The following is an 18,231-nucleotide window of genomic DNA, read 5'->3' on the forward strand; positions in this document are numbered from 1 at the left end:
ACGCGGAGTAAGATTTCCCTTCGGTGTGTAAGTAACTTTTCATCCGCAGATAACGCAGATAACGCCGATCTTTTAAAGCTGCGCTATGTTTAACGGAAGATAAAAAGGCATCAGCGTTATCTGCGTCATCTGCGGATGAAAAATAAAAATCCGCGTTCGTCCTCCTTGTCCGCGTCGTCCGCGTATCAATTTAGCTCATAACCCGAAAGAAAGACGTTGATTCAACTACAGATTCGCATCGATAACAAAAAAGACAAACTCTTATTCTTTTTCCGTAATGCACATGGACTGCCCGTTGGCGGGATGAATGAACTCTATGGATTCAGCGTGCAGATAGAGCCTTTTGCCTTTCTTTCCATAAAGCTCGTCGCCTATGATGGGGCAATGCAGTCCTGACGGATGTGCCGCATGTACGCGAAGTTGGTGAGTACGTCCCGTATGGGGATAAAAGGCTATACGCGTATATTTGTCCGTACGTTCGAGAACCTGATAATAAGTGATGGCAGGCTTGCCATATTGTGTGTCTACCATTTGCCGGGGGCGGTCCAATGGATTGGGGCAAAGCGGTAGTTCAATAGTGCCCTCATCTTCCGGGACGATACCATCGAGCAAGGCTATGTACTTCTTCCGGATACTACGATTCTTGAATTGTGCCTGTAAGTGTTGGTGCGTTTTCTTATCTTTGGCAATGATTAAAAGTCCTGATGTAGCCATATCCAGCCGATGTACGATCATGGGACCATCTGCTTCCGGATAAGCCTTTCTTGCCAGGTCGTATATAGACGTCTGTCTCTCTTTTCCGGGTACTGAAAGCATTCCGGCAGGCTTATTAATAATCAATAGCCATTGGTCTTCATAAACTATATTCAATTTTTCATTGCCTCGTTCCGCCTCCTGTTGCATAGGATTCGCTTCTACCTCCAATCCCTGCAACATGTGCCGGAGAATTGGTTCGCATTTGCCCTTACAGGCTGGATAGTAATAACCGTGATGCCGCACTTCGTTTCTGGGAGAATTACCCCACCAGAATTCGGCCATAGCTATCGGTTTCCAATGATGCAGATAAGCTTGTTGTAGCAATTTAGGAGCGGCACATTCACCCGCACCGGCGGGAGGAGTCTTATGTATGGTTTGCTCGAATATGTCGCGTAAAGTTATCACTTCTCCCTGATAGTTCAACATTCTGAATTGTTCGAATAGTTGTTGTTGCAAGGCGGCAGAGCGGACTTTACGTTCTCCTTTCAGCTCCTGTATTTGTTTTTCCCAATTACCTACTTCTACCTGCAAGGAGGCTATCTTATCTTTCCAGGAGCGTTCCAATCGCTTATATTCTGCCTTCTGGAACTGGCTCTCTCGTATCAGGTCAGCTTCTTCCTTTGCATCAAGCTGACCTGTTTTTCTGAGCAATTCTCTTTTATCTTTTGCTTCTTTCAATTGTATCTTGGCAATTGACAATGCATCTTGTGCAGATTGGGTGGTCTGGGTAAGATCTGATAACAGGTCAATATATTTCTTATCCTCTTCCAACCGACGGATACGACGGTTGATAGCGGATATGTTTTCTTCTTCTATTTTGAAGAAGCCTTGAGGTTGCAATAAATCGTACACGGGAGGTACAAAATACGGATGTATATTCTTTCCGGCTAACATGCCCGAAAAGGCGGTTAAATAACCTATGCTTCCATCTTCGGTTTGCACTATCAGCACTCCGAACATCTTCCCCTGGCTTAATTCCTCTTGCCAGTCGCTTTGCTTGCTGAGGTAGTTTTGTACCTCTTCCGCCGCCATTACACACAATGGATGAGGAGTATAACAGAAAGGATAAGTAAACCTTTCCGGAAGTGGAATATCGCTGATTGAAGTAGTAAAACGGTGCAACATAATGGTGCAAAGATACTACATTCTTTGGGTATCTGTGAAGTTATCCGGCAGAAAAGAATTCCTCGCTTTCATTATGGTAGGGTAGGCGGAAAGTGAATCGGCTTCCTTTTCCAATCTCTGAAGCCACACTAATCTTCCCACCGAGTTTTTCCGCAATTACCATGCTGATGGAAAGTCCCAGCCCCGTGCCTTGAACAAATTCATCTTGTTTGTAGAAGCGTTCGAATATCATTCGTTGTTCTTCTTTCGGAATACCTTTGCCGGTATCTTCTACGTAAATGGAGACTTCGTATGTTGAAAAATCAATTTCATAGCCCAGTTTGATGTATCCTGATTTGGTAAACTTAGTGGCATTATTCAGGAAGTTAGTCATAATCTGACTGAGGCGGTTCACGTCCGTATTGATGAAGAATGCGGCATCGGGCACTTCTTTGATGAACTCTATTTCCTTGGGTATTAATAAGGAATGTGTCAAATACATACTATCCACCCAATTATTCAGATTACACGTTGAATAGGAGAAAGTCATGTTGCCCGATTCGATACGGGAGAGTTCCAGTATATCATTGATGAGTTTCAGAAGCAATTCGCAATTCGTATTGATCGTATTGATGAAATCAGCTTTCTCTTCATCGGGGAGGTCGTCTTCGCTGACAAGTAAGTTGGAGAACCCCACAATTGCATTAAGTGGAGTACGTATTTCATGGCTCATATTTGCGAGGAAAGATTGCTTCAGTTCTGCCTCTATCGCCAGGTCTTTTGCTCTCATGAGTTCCTCTTCTTTGTCCTTGAAGTGTTGCACATTGGTGATTAAGCCTATAATGGAGGCCGTTTCCGCCATTGCCTCCGTGGGATTGACATAACGGAGTTCATACCAGATATACCCTTTACCATTAAAGTTGCACCGGCATTGGGTGTGCGTTTTGGAATCCGGTTGGTTTTTCACATGATAAAACGTGTTCAACACATCCACTCTGTCTTCCGGATGTATCGCTTCGGCCATTTCTTGTAGGGTGAAAGCACGGAAAGGCATATCCAGATGCTCAAAGAATTCTTTATCACAGATGAAAGCATTTGTTTTCTCTATGTATTTCCAGGCATAAATGTTGCTCTTTTCGAGTGATAGCGATAATAATTCCTTTTCCCTGGTTAGTTCCCTTTGGGCGGTGCGCTTTCTTTTAGACTCTCTGACATAGAGAAGTAGCGGATAGATGATGAAAAAACAAATGGAAGAGAGAGCCAGAATAATGATACAAATAAAAAGAGGCTTGTACTTGGCTTGGAAAGGTATCTTGATTACAATATAATCTTGTGGATGTTCTTCAACTTCAACGTTGGTTTCTGTTTTCTGAATATCTTGGGGTTCAGCGTACTGGGGGCTACCGCATGCATCTTTGTAAATAGGACAAAGAAGATCAGAATAACCGAAACTCTTTTCAGTAGCTGATAGCGTTTTTTCATAGAGTCAGATTTTGGAGTTATATTATTTGTCATAAAAGCATGTACCTATATCTTATTAACAATGAGAATTCTGAAGAATAACTCATTTTGCAAATGTACATGAATATTTTTAATTCTTGCACAAATAAATAAAAATGTGAGAATTAACTTGTTTTATGCCCGAATAGCAGATTCTTTTCGTCTTAAAAAAAGGCTATTTTAATGTAAATCTTATTTTTTTTATTTTATATACTGATTTTTCGCAATTCACGGCTTGGCCAGATAGTAACATTGGTGGTCGTATAAATGTCCATCGTAGGTTAACTCGGCCTGATGGAGAGTGCCTTCATAAATAAAACCGTGGCGTTTCAAAACCTGTTGCGAGCGCTCGTTATGGGGATAGCAATTTGCGGTGATGAGGCTTAGTTGGAGGGTGTTGAATCCGTAATCGAGAACAGATTGCACCGCTTCCGTCATGTAGCCCTTTCCCCAATGGGATTCATCGAGCCAGTATCCCAGCATGCGTGCTTGCGGGTTTTCACGCTTGGGATCTGGGATGATACCGACTGAACCGATCAAACGTCCGTCTTCTTTTAGGATGATAGCCCATATTCCGGACTGGGATATAAATACGGAACGAAGGATTTCTTGTGATTCTTCTAAGGAACCGTGAGGTTTCCAGCCGGCATTGTGTCCTATATTCGGATTCTGGCAACATTTAAAGAAGGCTTCCGCATCACTTTCCCCGAAAGGGCGTAATAGTAGCCGTTCCGTTTCAATCAGAGCATCCGGTTCGTTACCGGTTTCTTCCTTCCTGTATACACATTCCACTCGATTGCCATCCGGATCGAGTATGACGCTTTCGAAATATCCATCGCCCGAAGTCCGCGGTTCGCCGGCTATGGTATACCCATCGCTACGGAGTTGTTCAGTAGTGCGGAAAACGTCTTCTTTGCTTTGGAAAGAGAGAGCAAAGTGCGTGAGTCCCAATTTGTTCTCTTCTATCAGAGTGTTTTGCACATCTGTACGGCTCATTAATTCTAATGCCGCGCCATCATCAAAATAAATGAAATAGGACTCGAAACCCTTTTTCGGATTGATGTATTTTTCATTGCTTGTTCCGTTAAAGTAGCGGATATAAAACTCTCTCAATTCTTCCAGGCGAAAAGTCCAGATGGCGATATGATGTATTTTCATGCGATATAATAGTTTGAATATCTGTTCTTTGTAGTTAATTAAAAACTACTTTTCATGCAAATATAATGATTATTCCTCATAAAAGCCTACCTTTGCGCCCTAATTAAAAGAAATGATGACATTTAAACAGATGAATATTTCGGAGCCGGTGTGCCGTGCGCTCCTTGAAAAAAACTATTCTACTCCTACTCTTATACAAGAACAAGCCATACCGGAAGCCCTGACAGGGCGTGATCTATTAGGACTGGCTCAAACCGGAACCGGTAAAACGGCGGCATTCGCCATACCTATCATAGAACAATTGCTTGCTGACCCCACATCTCAGCAGAAAGGTGCTCCACGTAAGATTCGTGCTCTTATCCTTACTCCAACGCGTGAGTTGGCAATCCAGATTGATGAATCGCTGGCAGACTATACACGATATACCACGTTGCGCCATACCGTTATTTTCGGTGGGGTAAAGCAGAAGTCGCAAACCGATGAATTGCGTGCCGGAACGGATATCCTGACGGCCACTCCCGGTCGTTTGCTCGATTTGATGTCACAAGGATTTATCCGCCTCGACCATGTGCGGCACTTCGTGCTTGACGAAGCTGATCGTATGCTCGATATGGGATTCATCCATGATGTGAAGCGCTTGTTGCCTAAGCTCCCGCCCAAGAAGCAAACCTTGTTCTTTTCGGCTACCATGCCTGATAGTATTGACCGCCTGGCTAAAAGTTTATTGCGCAATCCGGCGAGGGTGGAAGTCACTCCGGCATCCAGCGTAGTGGAAATAATCAGCCAGTCCGTCTATCGTGTAGAAAAGCCTCAGAAGAAGGAATTGTTGGCACAACTATTACTCGGAGAGGCCGGACATCAGGTACTTGTATTTTCCCGTACCAAACATGGGGCAGATAATATAGCGCGCTATTTATCACGTCGTGGCATCACTTGTGAAAGTATCCATGGAGATAAGTCACAAAATTCCCGTCAGCGTGCATTGAGTAATTTCAAGGAAGGTCGTTCCAATGTAATTATCGCTACGGATATTGCGGCACGCGGTATTGATATCAAAGGTTTGGATTTGGTTCTCAACTACGATTTGCCCGATGTGCCGGAAACTTATGTCCATCGTATCGGACGTACGGGACGTGCAGGTTGCGAGGGACGTGCCATTGCCTTTTGTTCGGGTGAAGAAGTGCCGATGTTGCGTGAGATAGAGAAACTTACAGGTATCAAACTGGAGCAACGGAAACATGATTTACCGCCTTTGGAGGAGACGAAAACAGCTCCGGTTGCCAATGTTGCACGAAAGGTACAGGCGAAAGCACCGGCAGATAAGCAACAAGGCAAGCAGAACAATAAGAGGCGGGAGAGCAGAAAGCCTGCCGAACCCTTGAAGAATACTCAGCAAGCAACGGTTGTTGCCGAAAAGCCCAAACGTCATAATCGTCCGGCGAAACCGATATTAGTCCGCGAATCGCGACAAAAGCAATCGGCGGATAAAACGGAGCAAGCATCCAGTCGTTCGGCAAAGTTGCGTTCGCGTTATGAAAATTATGAATGATTGACTCTAGTTTATCTAAATACTTAAAGTTGTATTTCTTAATAAATGAACTTGTAAAATAAATTGGCTTTTATGCTTCTTGTTTTGTTCGAAAAGAAGAAAAAAGGTGATAGTTAAGTACATAGAAAATCTTTTTTATTCTTTTAAAAGTTTGTATATTAGCGCCTTGAAGATACTCGAAAATGTATTTTATTTTTGTTTTAAGTGTCTCTAACCCTAAGGTGTAAAAAGTAATATGATCGAAAAGAACAAGAGTTTAAGTGTATTTCTCCTTCATTTCTTAGAGCGTTTAAATGGATGTGAATCCATTGAAAAGAAAATCACGGAATCATTGACGGATATTTGTACTTTCTATAAGTTTAGAAAAGGATTTGTCTATCAGACCGATGGTTTTCGCTATTTCTTCCTGAAAGAAACGATTGGAAATGAAGACCATTCTCTGAAGCCTCGCTTTGAGATGAGTGAAATGACCAAAATACATACCAATCGTATGAAGGTCAAGAACCGTCCTTTTTATGCCAGTAGAAACGATGACAATTCCTTAGTCGATATTGACATTCTGGATTTTCATAAAACGGACTCCTTGCTGGTCCGTCAATTTGAAGATAGTGAAGGAAAGATTATCGGGTTTGTTGGATTTGCGGATAGGGAGGATACAACTCCTTTCACGGATGAAGAGTTGCAAACCATTCATCTATTGCTGGGTTCGCTTTCTAAAGAAGTGGCCGTCCGTGAGTATAAAGAACGGGAAGTGCGGGCAAGCAACACGCTGGGTAGCATCATGAACAATATGGGAGTCGACATTTATGTGAACTCTTTTGATTCTCATGATATGTTGTATGCCAATGCGTCTATGGCGGCTCCGTATGGTGGCATTAAGCATTTTGAAGGAAAGAAGTGCTGGCAGGCCCTTTATACCGATAAAACGGGCGAATGTGAGTTTTGTCCTAAAAGACATCTGATTGACGAAAACGGTCTACCTACTAAAGTTTACTCCTGGGATTACCAACGCCCGTTCGATCAATGTTGGTTTCGTGTATTCAGTGCGGCATTTCCCTGGATAGACGGCCAGATGGCACATGTCATTACCAGCGTTGATATCGACCATCAGAAAAAGATAGAAGAGGAATTAAGGATAGCCAAGGATAAGGCCGAAAATCTGGATCGTTTGAAGTCCGCCTTTCTGGCTAACATGAGTCATGAGATTCGTACCCCGTTGAATTCCATAGTCGGTTTCGCAAGTATGCTTGTTGAGGAGGAGGATAAAGAAGAGCGTCAGGGCTATATTGAAATCATGCAAGAGAACACGGAATTGCTCTTACAATTGATATCCGACATTCTGGATTTATCCAAGATAGAGGCGGGAACGCTCGATTTCAACATGGGATATTTGAATATCAGGGACTTCTGTGAAGATATATTGCGTGGTTATGAAATCAAGGAAGATAAACCTGTACCGGTTGTGCTGGCTTCTGGTCTGCCCGATTATCGTATCTATACGGATAAGAAACGTCTGATGCAGGTCATCACCAACTTTATAAATAATGCTCTGAAATTCACCAGTAAGGGGCAGATCACTCTGGAGTACCATTTTAAAGAGGGGACCAATGAAATAGAGTTCTCGGTTACGGATACGGGTATCGGCATCGCACCGGATGCGGTGGGTCAGGTTTTCGACCGATTTGTGAAACTGAACACATTCTCCAAAGGCACCGGCTTAGGGTTGTCCATCTGCCGGAGTATAGTGGAGCACCTTGGTGGCACGATTGGCGCCGAATCGGAAGTAGGAGTCGGGAGTCGTTTCTGGTTTACGCATCCTTGCGCGGAATCGGCCTGATTATGGAGTAGTCTATTATTTCTAAACTAAATTTATAAGCTAATGAGAAACAAAACGTGGAAGTATCTGGTTGTTACATCTGCAATATTCGTGTTATCAGCTTGTGGCGGAGGCACAAAAAAGCAAGTAAATGAGGATGTAAGTATGGATAGTGTAAATGGGGTGTGCGATGGCCTGAAGACATTGCAACTGGATGAAGTGAAAGTTACCTGGATACAGGATAATGCGAAAGAGCGCCTGATGGAAAGAACGCTTTTTGCGGATGCTGACGATAGTCTGATAGAGAGTTTGAAACTACAAGGCGGAATACCTTCGTCCATGAGTGTTTTTCTGGTAGAAACGGGTGGAATCCGAATCCTGTTCGATACGGGCATGGGAGCACCGGATAGCCGTCTGCTATCGGGCTTGGCTTCTTTGGGAGTTACCCCTTCCGATATTAAATATTTGTATCTTACCCATTTCCATGGCGATCACATCGGTGGAATGATGAAAGGGGATAGTGTTGTGTTTCCTGATGCTGAAGTGTATGCATCGAAAGTGGAATATGATGCCTGGCTCAAGATGCCTGCCGACAGGAATACCCAAGTGGTGAAAACGATGAATGCTTATAAAGACCGTTTGCATCTGTTTGAGTTCGGAGAAACATTGCCGGGCAATGTCGTTGCGATGAATGCTGAGGGACATACTCCCGGGCATACCGTGTTCCAGGCGAACAAATTGTTGGTGATTGCCGATCTTATCCATGGAGCCGCCCTTCAGTTGGAGCATCCTGAAATCTGCGCTACGTATGATATGGATAAGGAGAAAGCGGTGAAATCACGTAAGTATTTCCTTCAATATGCCAAAGACAATGGTTTGACGATGGCAGGCATGCATTTGCCGGCTCCGGCATTCAAATAGTATTTTCCAAATTGGTACTAACAGGGGGTGTTTCTTCACCCTCTTTTGATTTTTCCAAAGTTTTCGGACGCTTCATAGGCGAGGGCTTCTTTCCGTATTTACGTTCTTTTTCCCAAGCGGCTTTCCGGGCTTGGTATGCTTCGTATTGCTTTTCTAAATAATTGTCGGCCATGATGTAATCGTTTAAAATAAAGATGTTTATCGTTGGGTAGGCAATGAGAACTCTTGCCAGTCGTACTCCTGTCCGTTTTCATCGGCTACGGCAACGCGTATGATGACTTCTCCCGTCTTTATCCGTTCTCCGGCATTGATGCTGGCGGTATATTTCACACCTTCATGAGGCTTAATTTGCTCTATCATGACCGAGGGTGAAATATAGATACGCTTCATGCCCGTGATTTCGGCCACTACCGGTGCTACGTTGAAAGCTGTTCTGTTTCCTTCGTTTATGATTTCGAAGATCACTTTACAATTTTCGCCTGAGTTGATTGTATGGTCGCGATTGGCGTCAATGAAACGTATATTATGTATCCTCAGATTCTCGATAGCTGATGAATATTGGGGTTGGGGTCTGGAAGGTTGAGTTCTTTCTACCCGGTAGCTATATTCTTCTATCTGCTTGGGGGCGGTAGCGGCATTTGCGATGGCTGCTCCGGCGATGGTTCCGACGATGGTACCAATGGCGGAACCCCGGTAGCCACCTCTCCATCCCCTGTTACTTTCGCCAATGAGACCTCCGATGGCGCCTCCCACATTTCCTCCGATGGATGCTCCGGCCAACACCGCGCCCGGGTCACCTGCCACCATACGATTAGTGCTACATCCGCTACATAGCATGGCTAATGCTAATATTCCTATGAAATACGTAGTAATTCGTTTCTTCATATCTGCATTCAGTTTTGAGTGTATCTGCATTAAGCACCGTAAAGGTAGGGATAATTTCTCGTTTGTTGAAATACTATCTTAATTATTTCACTGATAAGGTATTGTATAATATACCGCTTCTTTATTTTATAAAAAACTAACTAAAAATTTGTATAAATCAAATATCCGATATACTTTTGCGCCCCGATAAATGCAGGAGGTTTTCTGCATGGATAATTAACACGAACTATATAATTAAAAAGGTAAAAAAGATGAAGAAGATTGTAATGTTTTTATTTGTGGTAATGGTTGCTTTATCAGTAAAAGCACAGGTGTATGTAGGTGGAACGGTTGGCTTCTGGCACAATGATGATGCAGATGCGACGACTTTTACATTAGCACCTGAAGTCGGTTATAATTTAAGTGAAAAATGGGCGGTAGGAGCTGTTTTGGAGTTTGCACATAGCAAAGTTTCTAAAGATGATTTAAGTTTGAAAGGAAATGCTTTCGCTCTTGCTCCTTATGCACGCTATTCTTATTATGAGAATAAGTTAATTCGCTTGTTTGTTGATGGTGGTCTGGGCTTTTCTACTTATAAAGTTGATGGTTCTGATTCAGTTAGTGGTTTTGAAATTGGATTCAAGCCGGGCATTTCTATTAAATTGAATAAGAACTTTAATCTGGTTGCTAAATGTGGATTTCTGGGATATAGAGATGACTATAATGGAAGCAGCGCTACTAATGGTTATGGATTCGCTTTCACGAGTGAGGACCTGTCATTCGGGTTTCATTATGAGTTTTAATTGAAAAACGATTATTTGTACAGAAGATTATATAAAAATTATTATTTTAGAATGCCTTTTCAGGTTAGATGTATAACTTTGAAAGGGCATTTCTATCTAGTTTTTCCATATTGTATATGTTTTCGGCAAAAAACGAATTTGAATTGTAAACAGTGCGCAAAATACGTTATTTTGCACTATTGATAGTGCATAGATACTTGCTAATAGAAATAAGTAAAATGGGTATTATCACTGGCTTGCGTGTTTGTTTCCGTGCCAATAAGGAAATTTGTATTACGGCTAACGGAAGCACCCGTTCCGAAGGACTTAGCCTCAAAGACGTGGATCGCATCAATGACGAACTTCCTACAGAAGGTGGTGGCCCGTCGTCACCTGACGGAGGAATAGTGGAAAAACCGCTTGGATAAAGTTTAAAGCTGAGGGTTTTAGAAATTAAAAAATGAAGAATTAAAAATTAAGCGATTGTATTTATGAAGAAGTCTGTTTTGAAATGAATACTGAAAATAGTGATGGCTATTGTTTCGGCTACGCTGGGAGCACTGGGGAACAATGCAATGTAGTGATGACGAGGAGATATAAGATCCGAGTTAAATAATAGATAGGGGAGTGTCGGAATTCAGGCACTTCCCTATATTTTTATGAACCATTCCGTAAAGTAAAGATCGTAAAAAAGCTATTCTGTGGAGCCAGTACCGTACTTGTTGCACTGGTGAGCAAAAGAACTATGTGTAAATAACGAATGAAAATACGTAAGAAAAAACTCGTTACTTAATTGTGTTTTCGCCTGAATAACTTTACCTTTGTTTCATAAACCTAAAAAACCGGTAAGTCATGAAATACAAACTCTTAGTTCTTGATGTAGACGGAACTCTGCTCGATAGTGAGAAGAAAATCAGCAAGCGCACACTGGCTGCCTTGTTGAAAGTGCAACAGATGGGCGTACGCATCGTATTAGCTTCCGGCAGGCCCACCTATGGCCTTATGCCCATTGCCAAGGCTTTGGAACTGGGCAATTACGGAGGTTTCATCCTCTCCTACAATGGCGGGCAAATTATCAATGCGCAAAGTGGAGAACTACTCTTTGAGCGTAGGATAAACCCCGAAATGCTACCCTATCTTGAAAAGAAATCCCGTAAGAACGGGTTCGCCATTTTTACGTATCACGAAGATACCATCATCACCGACTCGCCCGAAAACGAGCACATACGCCGCGAAGCCGAGCTGAATGGCTTGAAGATAATTGCCGAAACCGAATTTTCGATAGCGGTGGACTTTGCCCCTTGCAAGTGCATGTTGGTAAGCGATGACGAAGAAGCCCTCGTGGGACTGGAAGACCACTGGCGCCGGAGGTTGAACGGAGCGCTGGATGTATTTCGTTCGGAACCCTATTTTTTGGAAGTGGTGCCCTGCTCCATTGATAAATCCAATACGCTGGGCGCCTTGCTTGAGAAGTTGGGCATCAACTCCGAAGAAGTCATCGCCATTGGCGACGGAGTTTGCGATGTCTCCATGATACAATCCGCCGGACTGGGCATCGCAATGGGAAATGCCCAAGACTCGGTGAAGGTCTGTGCCGACCGCATCACCGCCTCCAACGATGAAGACGGCGTGGCCGAAGCCGTGGAGAAGGCGATACTTGCGGAAATCCGCCCCGCCGACGTGCCCTTGGATCAACTCAACCAGCGTGCCCGCCACGCATTGATGGGAAATCTGGGCATACAATACACTTACGCCTCCGAAGACAGGGTAGAGGCCACCATGCCCGTGGACGAACGTACCCGCCAACCTTTTGGCATTCTACACGGAGGTGCCAGCTTGGCATTGGCCGAAACCGTGGCCGGACTGGGTTCCATGATACTTTGCAAGCCGGACGAAATAGTGGTCGGCATGCAAGTCAGCGGAAACCATATCTCCTCCGCCCATGAGGGGGATACGGTAAGGGCGGTGGCAACCATCGTGCATAAAGGCCGCTCCTCGCATGTGTGGAATGTGGATGTGTTTACTTCCACGGCCAAGCTGGTGTCTTCGGTACGTGTAGTCAATAGCATACTGAAAAAGGGATGATCGAAAATGAATTGGACAATGGGCCACAAGAACCACTCGTTGAATCCGCTAAGAAGAACAATACCCGGACCCTCGTAAAAAGAACACTTGTGATTGCCGGTTTAGCCTTGGTCGTATATTTTTTGTACTCCATCGTTCACCTGTTTGTTTCGCCCGACCGCAACATTCAGCAAATCTATCTGGTGCCCGAAGACGCGGCATTTATCATCCAGTCCTCGGCACCCATCGACGATTGGGCAAAGTTCAGCGGAAGCGCAACATGGCAATGCCTGAAGCGGGCGAAAGCCTTCGAGGACGTCACCCGGAATGTGGAAACGCTTGACACCGTGGTTCGAAGCAATAAAATGTTATTATCGCTTGTGGGTAAACGGGATATGCTCATTTCGATCCATAAAGTCCGTGCCCGCGATTGGGATTTCCTGATTGTGCTGGACATGCAAAAGGCCTCCAAGATGGATTTGTTGAAGGATCAGCTTGAAACGGTGCTCACCATGGCGGGCAGTTCCGTAACCAACCGGATGCACAACGGGATTAATATCCTCGAAATGCGCGATCCGGATACGCGCGATATTTTTTATTGCGCCTTCGTGGACAACCATTTTGTAGGTTCCTATACCTCCAAACTTGTAGAATCGGCCATCGACTCACGCAACAAGCCCCAAATCGGACTCGATCATTCTTTTATTGAAGCCGAAAAACTGGTGTCCGGCAAAGGACTTGTCCGCGTTTTTATCAATTATGCACGCCTGCCCCAATTCCTGAATATTTATCTGGGAACCGGAAACGAGTACATCGATATGTTCAGCAATTCCATGGATTTTGCCGGACTCTATTTCAATACCGACCACAAACGGATGGAGGTGAAAGGATATACCTTGCGGAAAGACACCGCCGATCCGTATATCATGGCCTTGCTGAACTCGGGTAAGCACCGGATGAAAGCCCACGAAATCCTGTCTGGCCGGACGGCACTCTATACCAACATCGGTTTCAGCAATCCGGTGACTTTTATAAAGGAACTGGAGAATGCACTCGCAGTCCACGACCCGCAATGGTGCGAATCTTATAGGAGTTCCCGGAAGAAGATTGAAAGCCTGTTCGACATCTCTCTGGAAGAAAATTTTCTGAGCTGGATGTCGGGAGAATTTGCCATCATCCAATCCGAGCCGGGGCTGTTGGGGCACGATCCGGAACAGATTCTCGCCATCGGCACCAAAAGCATCAAGGACGCCCGTAAGAATATGGAGTTTATAGAAAAGAAGATCAGGCGGTGCACCCCGCTCCGGATAAAGACGGTTGATTATAAGGGCTTTGAAATCAACTATGTGGAAATGAAAGGCTTCTTCCGTTTGTTCTTCGGAGGGCTGTTCGACAAGTTCGAAAAACCCTATTACACGTACGTGGACGATTATGTGGTGTTTAGCAACAAAGCCTCGTCTTTGCTCTCATTTGTAGAAGATTACGATCAGAAGAACCTGTTGAAGGATAATCCGGGCTTTAAAAATACCTTCTCGTACCTGAATTCGAGCTCTACCGTTTTTTTATATACGGATGTACATAAGTTTTATTATCAGTTGAAGCCTATGATGAATGCCGTTACGTGGGGAGAGATACAATCGGATAAGGAGATTGTCTACTCATTTCCTTATTGGACCATGCAGATTACGGGAGACGGCCAATCCGCCTCGTTGCAATGCGTGATGGACTATAAGCCCTATCAACCGGAAGAAGCGGCCGTAGCGATTGTAGTCGACGATGAAGCCGACGAAGTAATGAACGAAGATGCCGAAACGGAGAAGGAGCAAATGAGTGAGTTGCAACGCTTCTATGTTGAGAAATTTGAGGGCAACGTCTTGCGGGAGTTTTATCCCGAAGGAGCGTTGAAGAGTGAAGCGGAAGTGAAAGAGGGAAAACGCCACGGACGCTATCGCGAATATTATGAGAACGGCAAACTGAAACTCCGCGGGAAATACGGAAATAACATATCTAAGGGCACATGGAAGTACTATACGGAGGAGGGAGAGTTTGAACGGAAAGAGAAGTATTAAAAAAAGAGAAAAACAATGCTTGCATATACTTATATTGAACACGGAAAATTTGAACTTATAGAAAAACCGAAACCCGGGTTGAAAGACCCCTGCGACGCCATTGTCCGCGTGACGCTCGGTAGCATCTGTACCAGCGATTTGCACATCAAGCACTGTAGCGTGCCGCGCGCCTTGCCCGGAACCACGGTGGGGCACGAAATGGTAGGCATCGTGGAGCAAGTGGGTGCGGACGTTACTTCCGTCAGGCCCGGTGACAGGGTTACGGTGAACGTAGAAACCTTTTGTGGCAAATGCTTCTTTTGCCGACACGGATATGTGAACAATTGCACCGATGCCAATGGCGGTTGGGCACTGGGCTGCCGCATCGACGGAGGTCAGGCCGAGTACGTCCGCGTGCCTTATGCCGACCAGGGACTGAACCGCATTCCGGATGCGGTGAGCGACGAACAAGCGCTCTTTGTGGGCGACGTGCTTGCCACGGGCTTTTGGGCGGCCCGCATATCGGAGATTACCGAAAAGGATACGGTGCTCATCATCGGCGCCGGCCCTACCGGAATCTGCACCCTGCTTTGCGTGATGCTCAAGCGCCCTCGTCGCATCATTGTTTGCGAGACGGCGCCCGAAAGAATCCGTTTTGTACGGAAGCACTATCCGGACGTACAAGTGGTGAAGCCGGAGGATTGCCGGGAGATTGTGTTGCGGAGTAGCGATCATGGCGGAGCCGATGTCGTGCTCGAAGTAGCAGGAATCGACGACACCTTCCGTCTGGCGTGGGAGTGTGCACGCCCCAATGCCATCGTCACCGTGGTAGCCCTCTACGACCACCCCCAGGTTCTTCCCTTGCCCGATATGTACGGAAAAAACCTGACCTTCAAGACCGGTGGCGTGGACGGGTGCGATTGCGCCGAGATACTTCGCCTGATCGAAGAAGGCAAGATAGACACCACGCCGCTTATCACACACCGCTTCCCGTTGAATGAGATTGAGGAGGCTTACCGGATTTTTGAAAATAAGCTGGACAGGGTGATGAAAGTTGCGGTGTCCGAAAGGGAAGAGTAAGAATTTGGAACGGAAAAGAAAAGAATAAAAGTGATTAGGGTTTAGTGATAAGTGATTAGCACCATTCGGCATCTTATTTTTCATCCGTGTAATCTGCGGATGAAAATAAATTATCACTTTACCTCATAACCATATTAAAAAGAATACAGCCTTATGCCCATTATTGAAGTATCCTCCTTGTCATACCCCGGAATCGAGGTGTTCTCCACCCTCACCGAGGCCCAGTTGCGCAACCGCATTGAGCCCAATAAAGGCCTGTTCATAGCCGAAAGCCCGAAGGTGATCCGTGTAGCATTGGATGCCGGATATGAACCTCTGGCCCTCTTGTGCGAGCAAAAACATATCACCGGTGATGCCGCTGACATCATCAGTCGTTGCGGCGACGTGCCCGTCTATACGGGCGGGCGGGAGTTGCTCGCCACGCTGACGGGCTATATTCTGACGCGCGGAGTGTTGTGTGCCATGCGTCGCCCCGTGCCCCGCACGGTGGAAGACACGTGCCGGGATGCCCGGCGCATCGTCGTCATCGATGGTGTGGTGGACACTACGAACATTGGTGCCATTTTTCGTTCGGCGGCCGCCCTCGGGATGGATGCTGTGTTGCTGACGCGTAATTCTTGCGATCCGTTGAACCGCCGTGCGGTCAGAGTGTCTATGGGTTCGGTCTTTTTGGTCCCTTGGACGTGGCTGGACGGCACTCTCAGTGATCTGGCACGCCACGGCTTTCGCACCGCCGCCATGGCACTCACGGACGATTCTATCTCCATTGCCGATCCTGTTTTGACGTCCGAACCCCGATTGGCCATCGTGATGGGGACGGAGGGAGAGGGACTTCCACTCGATACGATTGCGGCGGCGGACTATGTAGTCCGTATCCCGATGGCGCATGGGGTCGATTCGCTCAATGTGGCGGCGGCGGCGGCCGTGGCGTTCTGGCAACTTAGGATTACGGATTAAACACTATTGTTTTTTTATTTCGATATAGATAATCATCGGATGTATAAGAGTTACTTGCGGATAAATATTTCTAAGGAAGAAATTCTATGTGGCTGTTGGATTTGTAGAGAGGAAGAGTATGATCGTAAGGAGTCTAAAAGAGAAACTTGGTGCATTATCAAAGAATGAGCCAATAGATTAAAATACCATTCCTTGCTCTTTCTATAAGCGTGAAATGGTATTTTGTTATTCAGTGCGTAATGTTGAAAATTCTTGTTTTTTTAAATTGGTAATTTATTACAGGTTACTTACTCGATGCAGCATACATAGCTACTTGAATGATAGATGGTTGCAATTTAATCGGTAGAAAAGTTGTTTTTGAGGCTGTTTTACACTCTTTTCCCAATGAATCAGAACTATGAGGAAATATTGTATCCTCAATGAAGTTCACTTATCTTCTATCCGACTACAAAGGTACAAAATTCCGTGATGTTTTCGCCAAGAATGTCAGCTAAATGCAAGATATTTTCACGGATATTGTTTGCTGACTAAAAGAGAAAAATTTAGTTGAAGCCTTTTCCCTTTTCTTCCCTTTGCTTGACTTAACTTTATTGCCCGTGTATATTATAACGGTCATTAAAGTCAAGTTAAGTGTGGAGTCATATCTTTTTCTTTTGGCAAGCAAAATAGTTCTTTGATACGATGAGTGTATGAGTAATAATTTGCATCTATATTACGAATAATATATTGTTTGCAGATAGGTGTATATGGCACTTACAAACAAAATTATGACATTTAGTCTTTGGAGTTTCTGCTCAAAAAGGGTTATGTGCATAGTTAATTATTCAATGATGTGCATTTTCTATGTACAACACATCATTAAATAAATAAAAAGTATTACTTTTGCATATTATATAATAGGTTGATTATGAAAAAGTCATCGACATAGTCGTTTTGCACCTTAAAATAGATAACAAAATATGTCAAAGAATACAATGGGAACCAAACTTCCCCGAAAATTGGAGCAGAAGATGCAAATTGTAGGTGAGCAGATTAAGTTGGCTCGCTTGCGTCGGAATCTGAGTGTGGCTCAGGTGGCAGAACGGGCTACCTGTTCACCGCTTACTGTGTCTCGAATTGAAAAAGGTATTCCAACTGTTGCTATAGGAATTTATATGCGTGTGCTGTATGCTTTGCAACTGGATGATGATATTCTCTGGCTGGCCAAAGAAGATAAATTGGGAAAGTCTTTACAAGATTTGAGTTTGAAAACAAGAGAACGTGCTTCTAAAAAGGAATAAGCGATGAGAAAGTTGTATGTATATGCCGATTTCGATTGGCTCAAAGAAGTGGAACTCATAGGTGAATTGGGCTATGAGTCACTTCGTGGTGCGGACAGCTATAGTTTTACTTTTAGCAAGGAATGGCTGGTGCAGCACGGAGATCTGTTTTTGAGTGAAGACCTAAATAATTATCCCGGTCAGCAATACACACAACCTGAGAAAGACATATTTGGATGTTTTTCTGATGCCTTGCCGGATCGTTGGGGACGAACTTTGTTGCTGCGCCGTGAACAAATTGCAGCGGCGGAAGAAAAACGACCCGTAAGGAGATTGTCATCTTTCGATTTTTTGACTGGTATCGATGATTTCT

Annotated in this window: 18 protein-coding genes; 12 read left to right on the forward strand and 6 right to left on the reverse strand. The window is 44.7% G+C overall.

What is annotated here, in order from left to right; genetic code table 11:
- Positions 1–261: 261 nt before the first annotated feature.
- The 4 genes from BN161_RS08425 to BN161_RS08440 all read right to left on the reverse strand — a co-directional run bounded on the left by BN161_RS08425 (position 262) and on the right by BN161_RS08440 (position 4,518).
- On the reverse strand, positions 262–1,881 hold the full coding sequence (locus BN161_RS08425; RefSeq protein ID WP_081743661.1) for an RluA family pseudouridine synthase: 1,620 nt from the start codon (positions 1,879–1,881) through the stop codon (positions 262–264).
- Between the two features lie 40 nt (positions 1,882–1,921).
- The gene (locus BN161_RS08430; protein ID WP_244436445.1) at positions 1,922–2,914 is read right to left on the reverse strand and encodes a sensor histidine kinase; all 993 of its coding nucleotides are present in this window, start codon (positions 2,912–2,914) and stop codon (positions 1,922–1,924) included.
- Between the two features lie 263 nt (positions 2,915–3,177).
- Positions 3,178–3,342, reverse strand: coding sequence for a hypothetical protein (locus BN161_RS30440; protein WP_244436446.1), 165 nt, complete (start codon positions 3,340–3,342; stop codon positions 3,178–3,180).
- Positions 3,343–3,588: 246 nt separating this feature from the next.
- Entirely contained in the window at positions 3,589–4,518 is a 930-nt protein-coding gene (locus BN161_RS08440) for a GNAT family N-acetyltransferase (RefSeq protein ID WP_044264906.1), read from the reverse strand.
- A 115-nt stretch (positions 4,519–4,633) separates the two neighbouring features.
- On the opposite strand from BN161_RS08440, the gene BN161_RS08445 reads away from it, so the two are divergent.
- From BN161_RS08445 to BN161_RS08455, 3 genes are all read left to right on the forward strand, one after another.
- Entirely contained in the window at positions 4,634–6,067 is a 1,434-nt protein-coding gene (locus tag BN161_RS08445; protein WP_044264942.1) for a DEAD/DEAH box helicase, read from the forward strand.
- Positions 6,068–6,302: 235 nt separating this feature from the next.
- On the forward strand, positions 6,303–7,904 hold the full coding sequence (locus BN161_RS08450; protein WP_044264909.1) for a sensor histidine kinase: 1,602 nt from the start codon (positions 6,303–6,305) through the stop codon (positions 7,902–7,904).
- Positions 7,905–7,946: 42 nt separating this feature from the next.
- Complete coding sequence (locus BN161_RS08455; RefSeq protein ID WP_044264912.1) at positions 7,947–8,804, forward strand: MBL fold metallo-hydrolase; 858 nt, start codon at positions 7,947–7,949, stop codon at positions 8,802–8,804.
- Here BN161_RS08455 and BN161_RS08460 read toward each other — a convergent pair.
- Entirely contained in the window at positions 8,797–8,976 is a 180-nt protein-coding gene (locus tag BN161_RS08460; RefSeq protein ID WP_007213103.1) for a hypothetical protein, read from the reverse strand. The genes BN161_RS08455 and BN161_RS08460 overlap by 8 nt on opposite strands.
- Before the next feature lie 26 nt (positions 8,977–9,002).
- Positions 9,003–9,689, reverse strand: a complete 687-nt coding sequence (locus tag BN161_RS08465) for a COG1361 family protein (protein ID WP_044264944.1) — start codon at positions 9,687–9,689, stop codon at positions 9,003–9,005.
- Between the two features lie 251 nt (positions 9,690–9,940).
- Here BN161_RS08465 and BN161_RS08470 point away from each other — a divergent pair, with 251 nt between their 5' ends.
- The 9 genes from BN161_RS08470 to BN161_RS08505 all read left to right on the forward strand — a co-directional run.
- The gene (locus BN161_RS08470; RefSeq protein ID WP_044264915.1) at positions 9,941–10,471 is read left to right on the forward strand and encodes an outer membrane beta-barrel protein; all 531 of its coding nucleotides are present in this window, start codon (positions 9,941–9,943) and stop codon (positions 10,469–10,471) included.
- Positions 10,472–10,689: 218 nt separating this feature from the next.
- Positions 10,690–10,878, forward strand: coding sequence for a hypothetical protein (locus BN161_RS08475; RefSeq protein ID WP_244436447.1), 189 nt, complete (start codon positions 10,690–10,692; stop codon positions 10,876–10,878).
- 90 nt (positions 10,879–10,968) lie between these two features.
- Positions 10,969–11,031 carry a DUF6486 family protein gene (locus tag BN161_RS30910; protein WP_316931130.1) on the forward strand — a complete coding sequence of 21 codons (63 nt, stop codon included), beginning with the start codon at positions 10,969–10,971 and terminating at the stop codon, positions 11,029–11,031.
- Between the two features lie 271 nt (positions 11,032–11,302).
- Complete coding sequence (locus BN161_RS08480; protein ID WP_044264917.1) at positions 11,303–12,535, forward strand: Cof-type HAD-IIB family hydrolase; 1,233 nt, start codon at positions 11,303–11,305, stop codon at positions 12,533–12,535.
- Positions 12,532–14,583 (forward strand): toxin-antitoxin system YwqK family antitoxin, encoded by a 2,052-nt coding sequence (locus BN161_RS08485; RefSeq protein WP_044264919.1) that lies wholly within the window; start codon positions 12,532–12,534, stop codon positions 14,581–14,583. The genes BN161_RS08480 and BN161_RS08485 overlap by 4 nt, the downstream gene beginning before the upstream one ends.
- A 15-nt stretch (positions 14,584–14,598) precedes the next feature.
- On the forward strand, positions 14,599–15,642 hold the full coding sequence (locus tag BN161_RS08490) for an alcohol dehydrogenase (protein WP_044264921.1): 1,044 nt from the start codon (positions 14,599–14,601) through the stop codon (positions 15,640–15,642).
- 153 nt (positions 15,643–15,795) lie between these two features.
- The gene (locus tag BN161_RS08495) at positions 15,796–16,599 is read left to right on the forward strand and encodes a TrmH family RNA methyltransferase (RefSeq protein ID WP_044264925.1); all 804 of its coding nucleotides are present in this window, start codon (positions 15,796–15,798) and stop codon (positions 16,597–16,599) included.
- Between the two features lie 959 nt (positions 16,600–17,558).
- The gene (locus BN161_RS08500) at positions 17,559–17,879 is read left to right on the forward strand and encodes a helix-turn-helix domain-containing protein (protein ID WP_074435103.1); all 321 of its coding nucleotides are present in this window, start codon (positions 17,559–17,561) and stop codon (positions 17,877–17,879) included.
- Positions 17,880–17,882: 3 nt separating this feature from the next.
- Positions 17,883–18,231 (forward strand): HipA N-terminal domain-containing protein (locus tag BN161_RS08505; RefSeq protein ID WP_044264929.1); only part of this gene is annotated, 349 nt, incomplete at its 3' end.

The organism is Bacteroides timonensis (assembly GCF_000513195.1).
Classification (GTDB): Bacteria; Bacteroidota; Bacteroidia; order Bacteroidales; family Bacteroidaceae; genus Bacteroides; species Bacteroides timonensis.

Excerpts from the sequence above, each read along its gene's own strand:
- BN161_RS08465 (WP_044264944.1), bottom strand. The coding sequence starts at position 9,689 with ATGAAGAAACGAATTACTACGTATTTCATAGGAATATTAGCATTAGCC.
- BN161_RS08500 (WP_074435103.1), top strand. The coding sequence starts at position 17,559 with ATGTCAAAGAATACAATGGGAACCAAACTTCCCCGAAAATTGGAGCAG.
- BN161_RS08485 (WP_044264919.1), top strand. The coding sequence starts at position 12,532 with ATGATCGAAAATGAATTGGACAATGGGCCACAAGAACCACTCGTTGAA.
- BN161_RS08490 (WP_044264921.1), top strand. The coding sequence starts at position 14,599 with ATGCTTGCATATACTTATATTGAACACGGAAAATTTGAACTTATAGAA.
- BN161_RS08440 (WP_044264906.1), bottom strand. The coding sequence starts at position 4,518 with ATGAAAATACATCATATCGCCATCTGGACTTTTCGCCTGGAAGAATTG.
- BN161_RS30440 (WP_244436446.1), bottom strand. The coding sequence starts at position 3,342 with ATGAAAAAACGCTATCAGCTACTGAAAAGAGTTTCGGTTATTCTGATC.
- BN161_RS08460 (WP_007213103.1), bottom strand. The coding sequence starts at position 8,976 with ATGGCCGACAATTATTTAGAAAAGCAATACGAAGCATACCAAGCCCGG.
- BN161_RS08480 (WP_044264917.1), top strand. The coding sequence starts at position 11,303 with ATGAAATACAAACTCTTAGTTCTTGATGTAGACGGAACTCTGCTCGAT.
- BN161_RS08445 (WP_044264942.1), top strand. The coding sequence starts at position 4,634 with ATGACATTTAAACAGATGAATATTTCGGAGCCGGTGTGCCGTGCGCTC.
- BN161_RS08475 (WP_244436447.1), top strand. The coding sequence starts at position 10,690 with ATGGGTATTATCACTGGCTTGCGTGTTTGTTTCCGTGCCAATAAGGAA.
- BN161_RS08425 (WP_081743661.1), bottom strand. The coding sequence starts at position 1,881 with ATGTTGCACCGTTTTACTACTTCAATCAGCGATATTCCACTTCCGGAA.
- BN161_RS08455 (WP_044264912.1), top strand. The coding sequence starts at position 7,947 with ATGAGAAACAAAACGTGGAAGTATCTGGTTGTTACATCTGCAATATTC.
- BN161_RS08450 (WP_044264909.1), top strand. The coding sequence starts at position 6,303 with ATGATCGAAAAGAACAAGAGTTTAAGTGTATTTCTCCTTCATTTCTTA.
- BN161_RS08430 (WP_244436445.1), bottom strand. The coding sequence starts at position 2,914 with ATGCCTTTCCGTGCTTTCACCCTACAAGAAATGGCCGAAGCGATACAT.
- BN161_RS08470 (WP_044264915.1), top strand. The coding sequence starts at position 9,941 with ATGAAGAAGATTGTAATGTTTTTATTTGTGGTAATGGTTGCTTTATCA.
- BN161_RS08495 (WP_044264925.1), top strand. The coding sequence starts at position 15,796 with ATGCCCATTATTGAAGTATCCTCCTTGTCATACCCCGGAATCGAGGTG.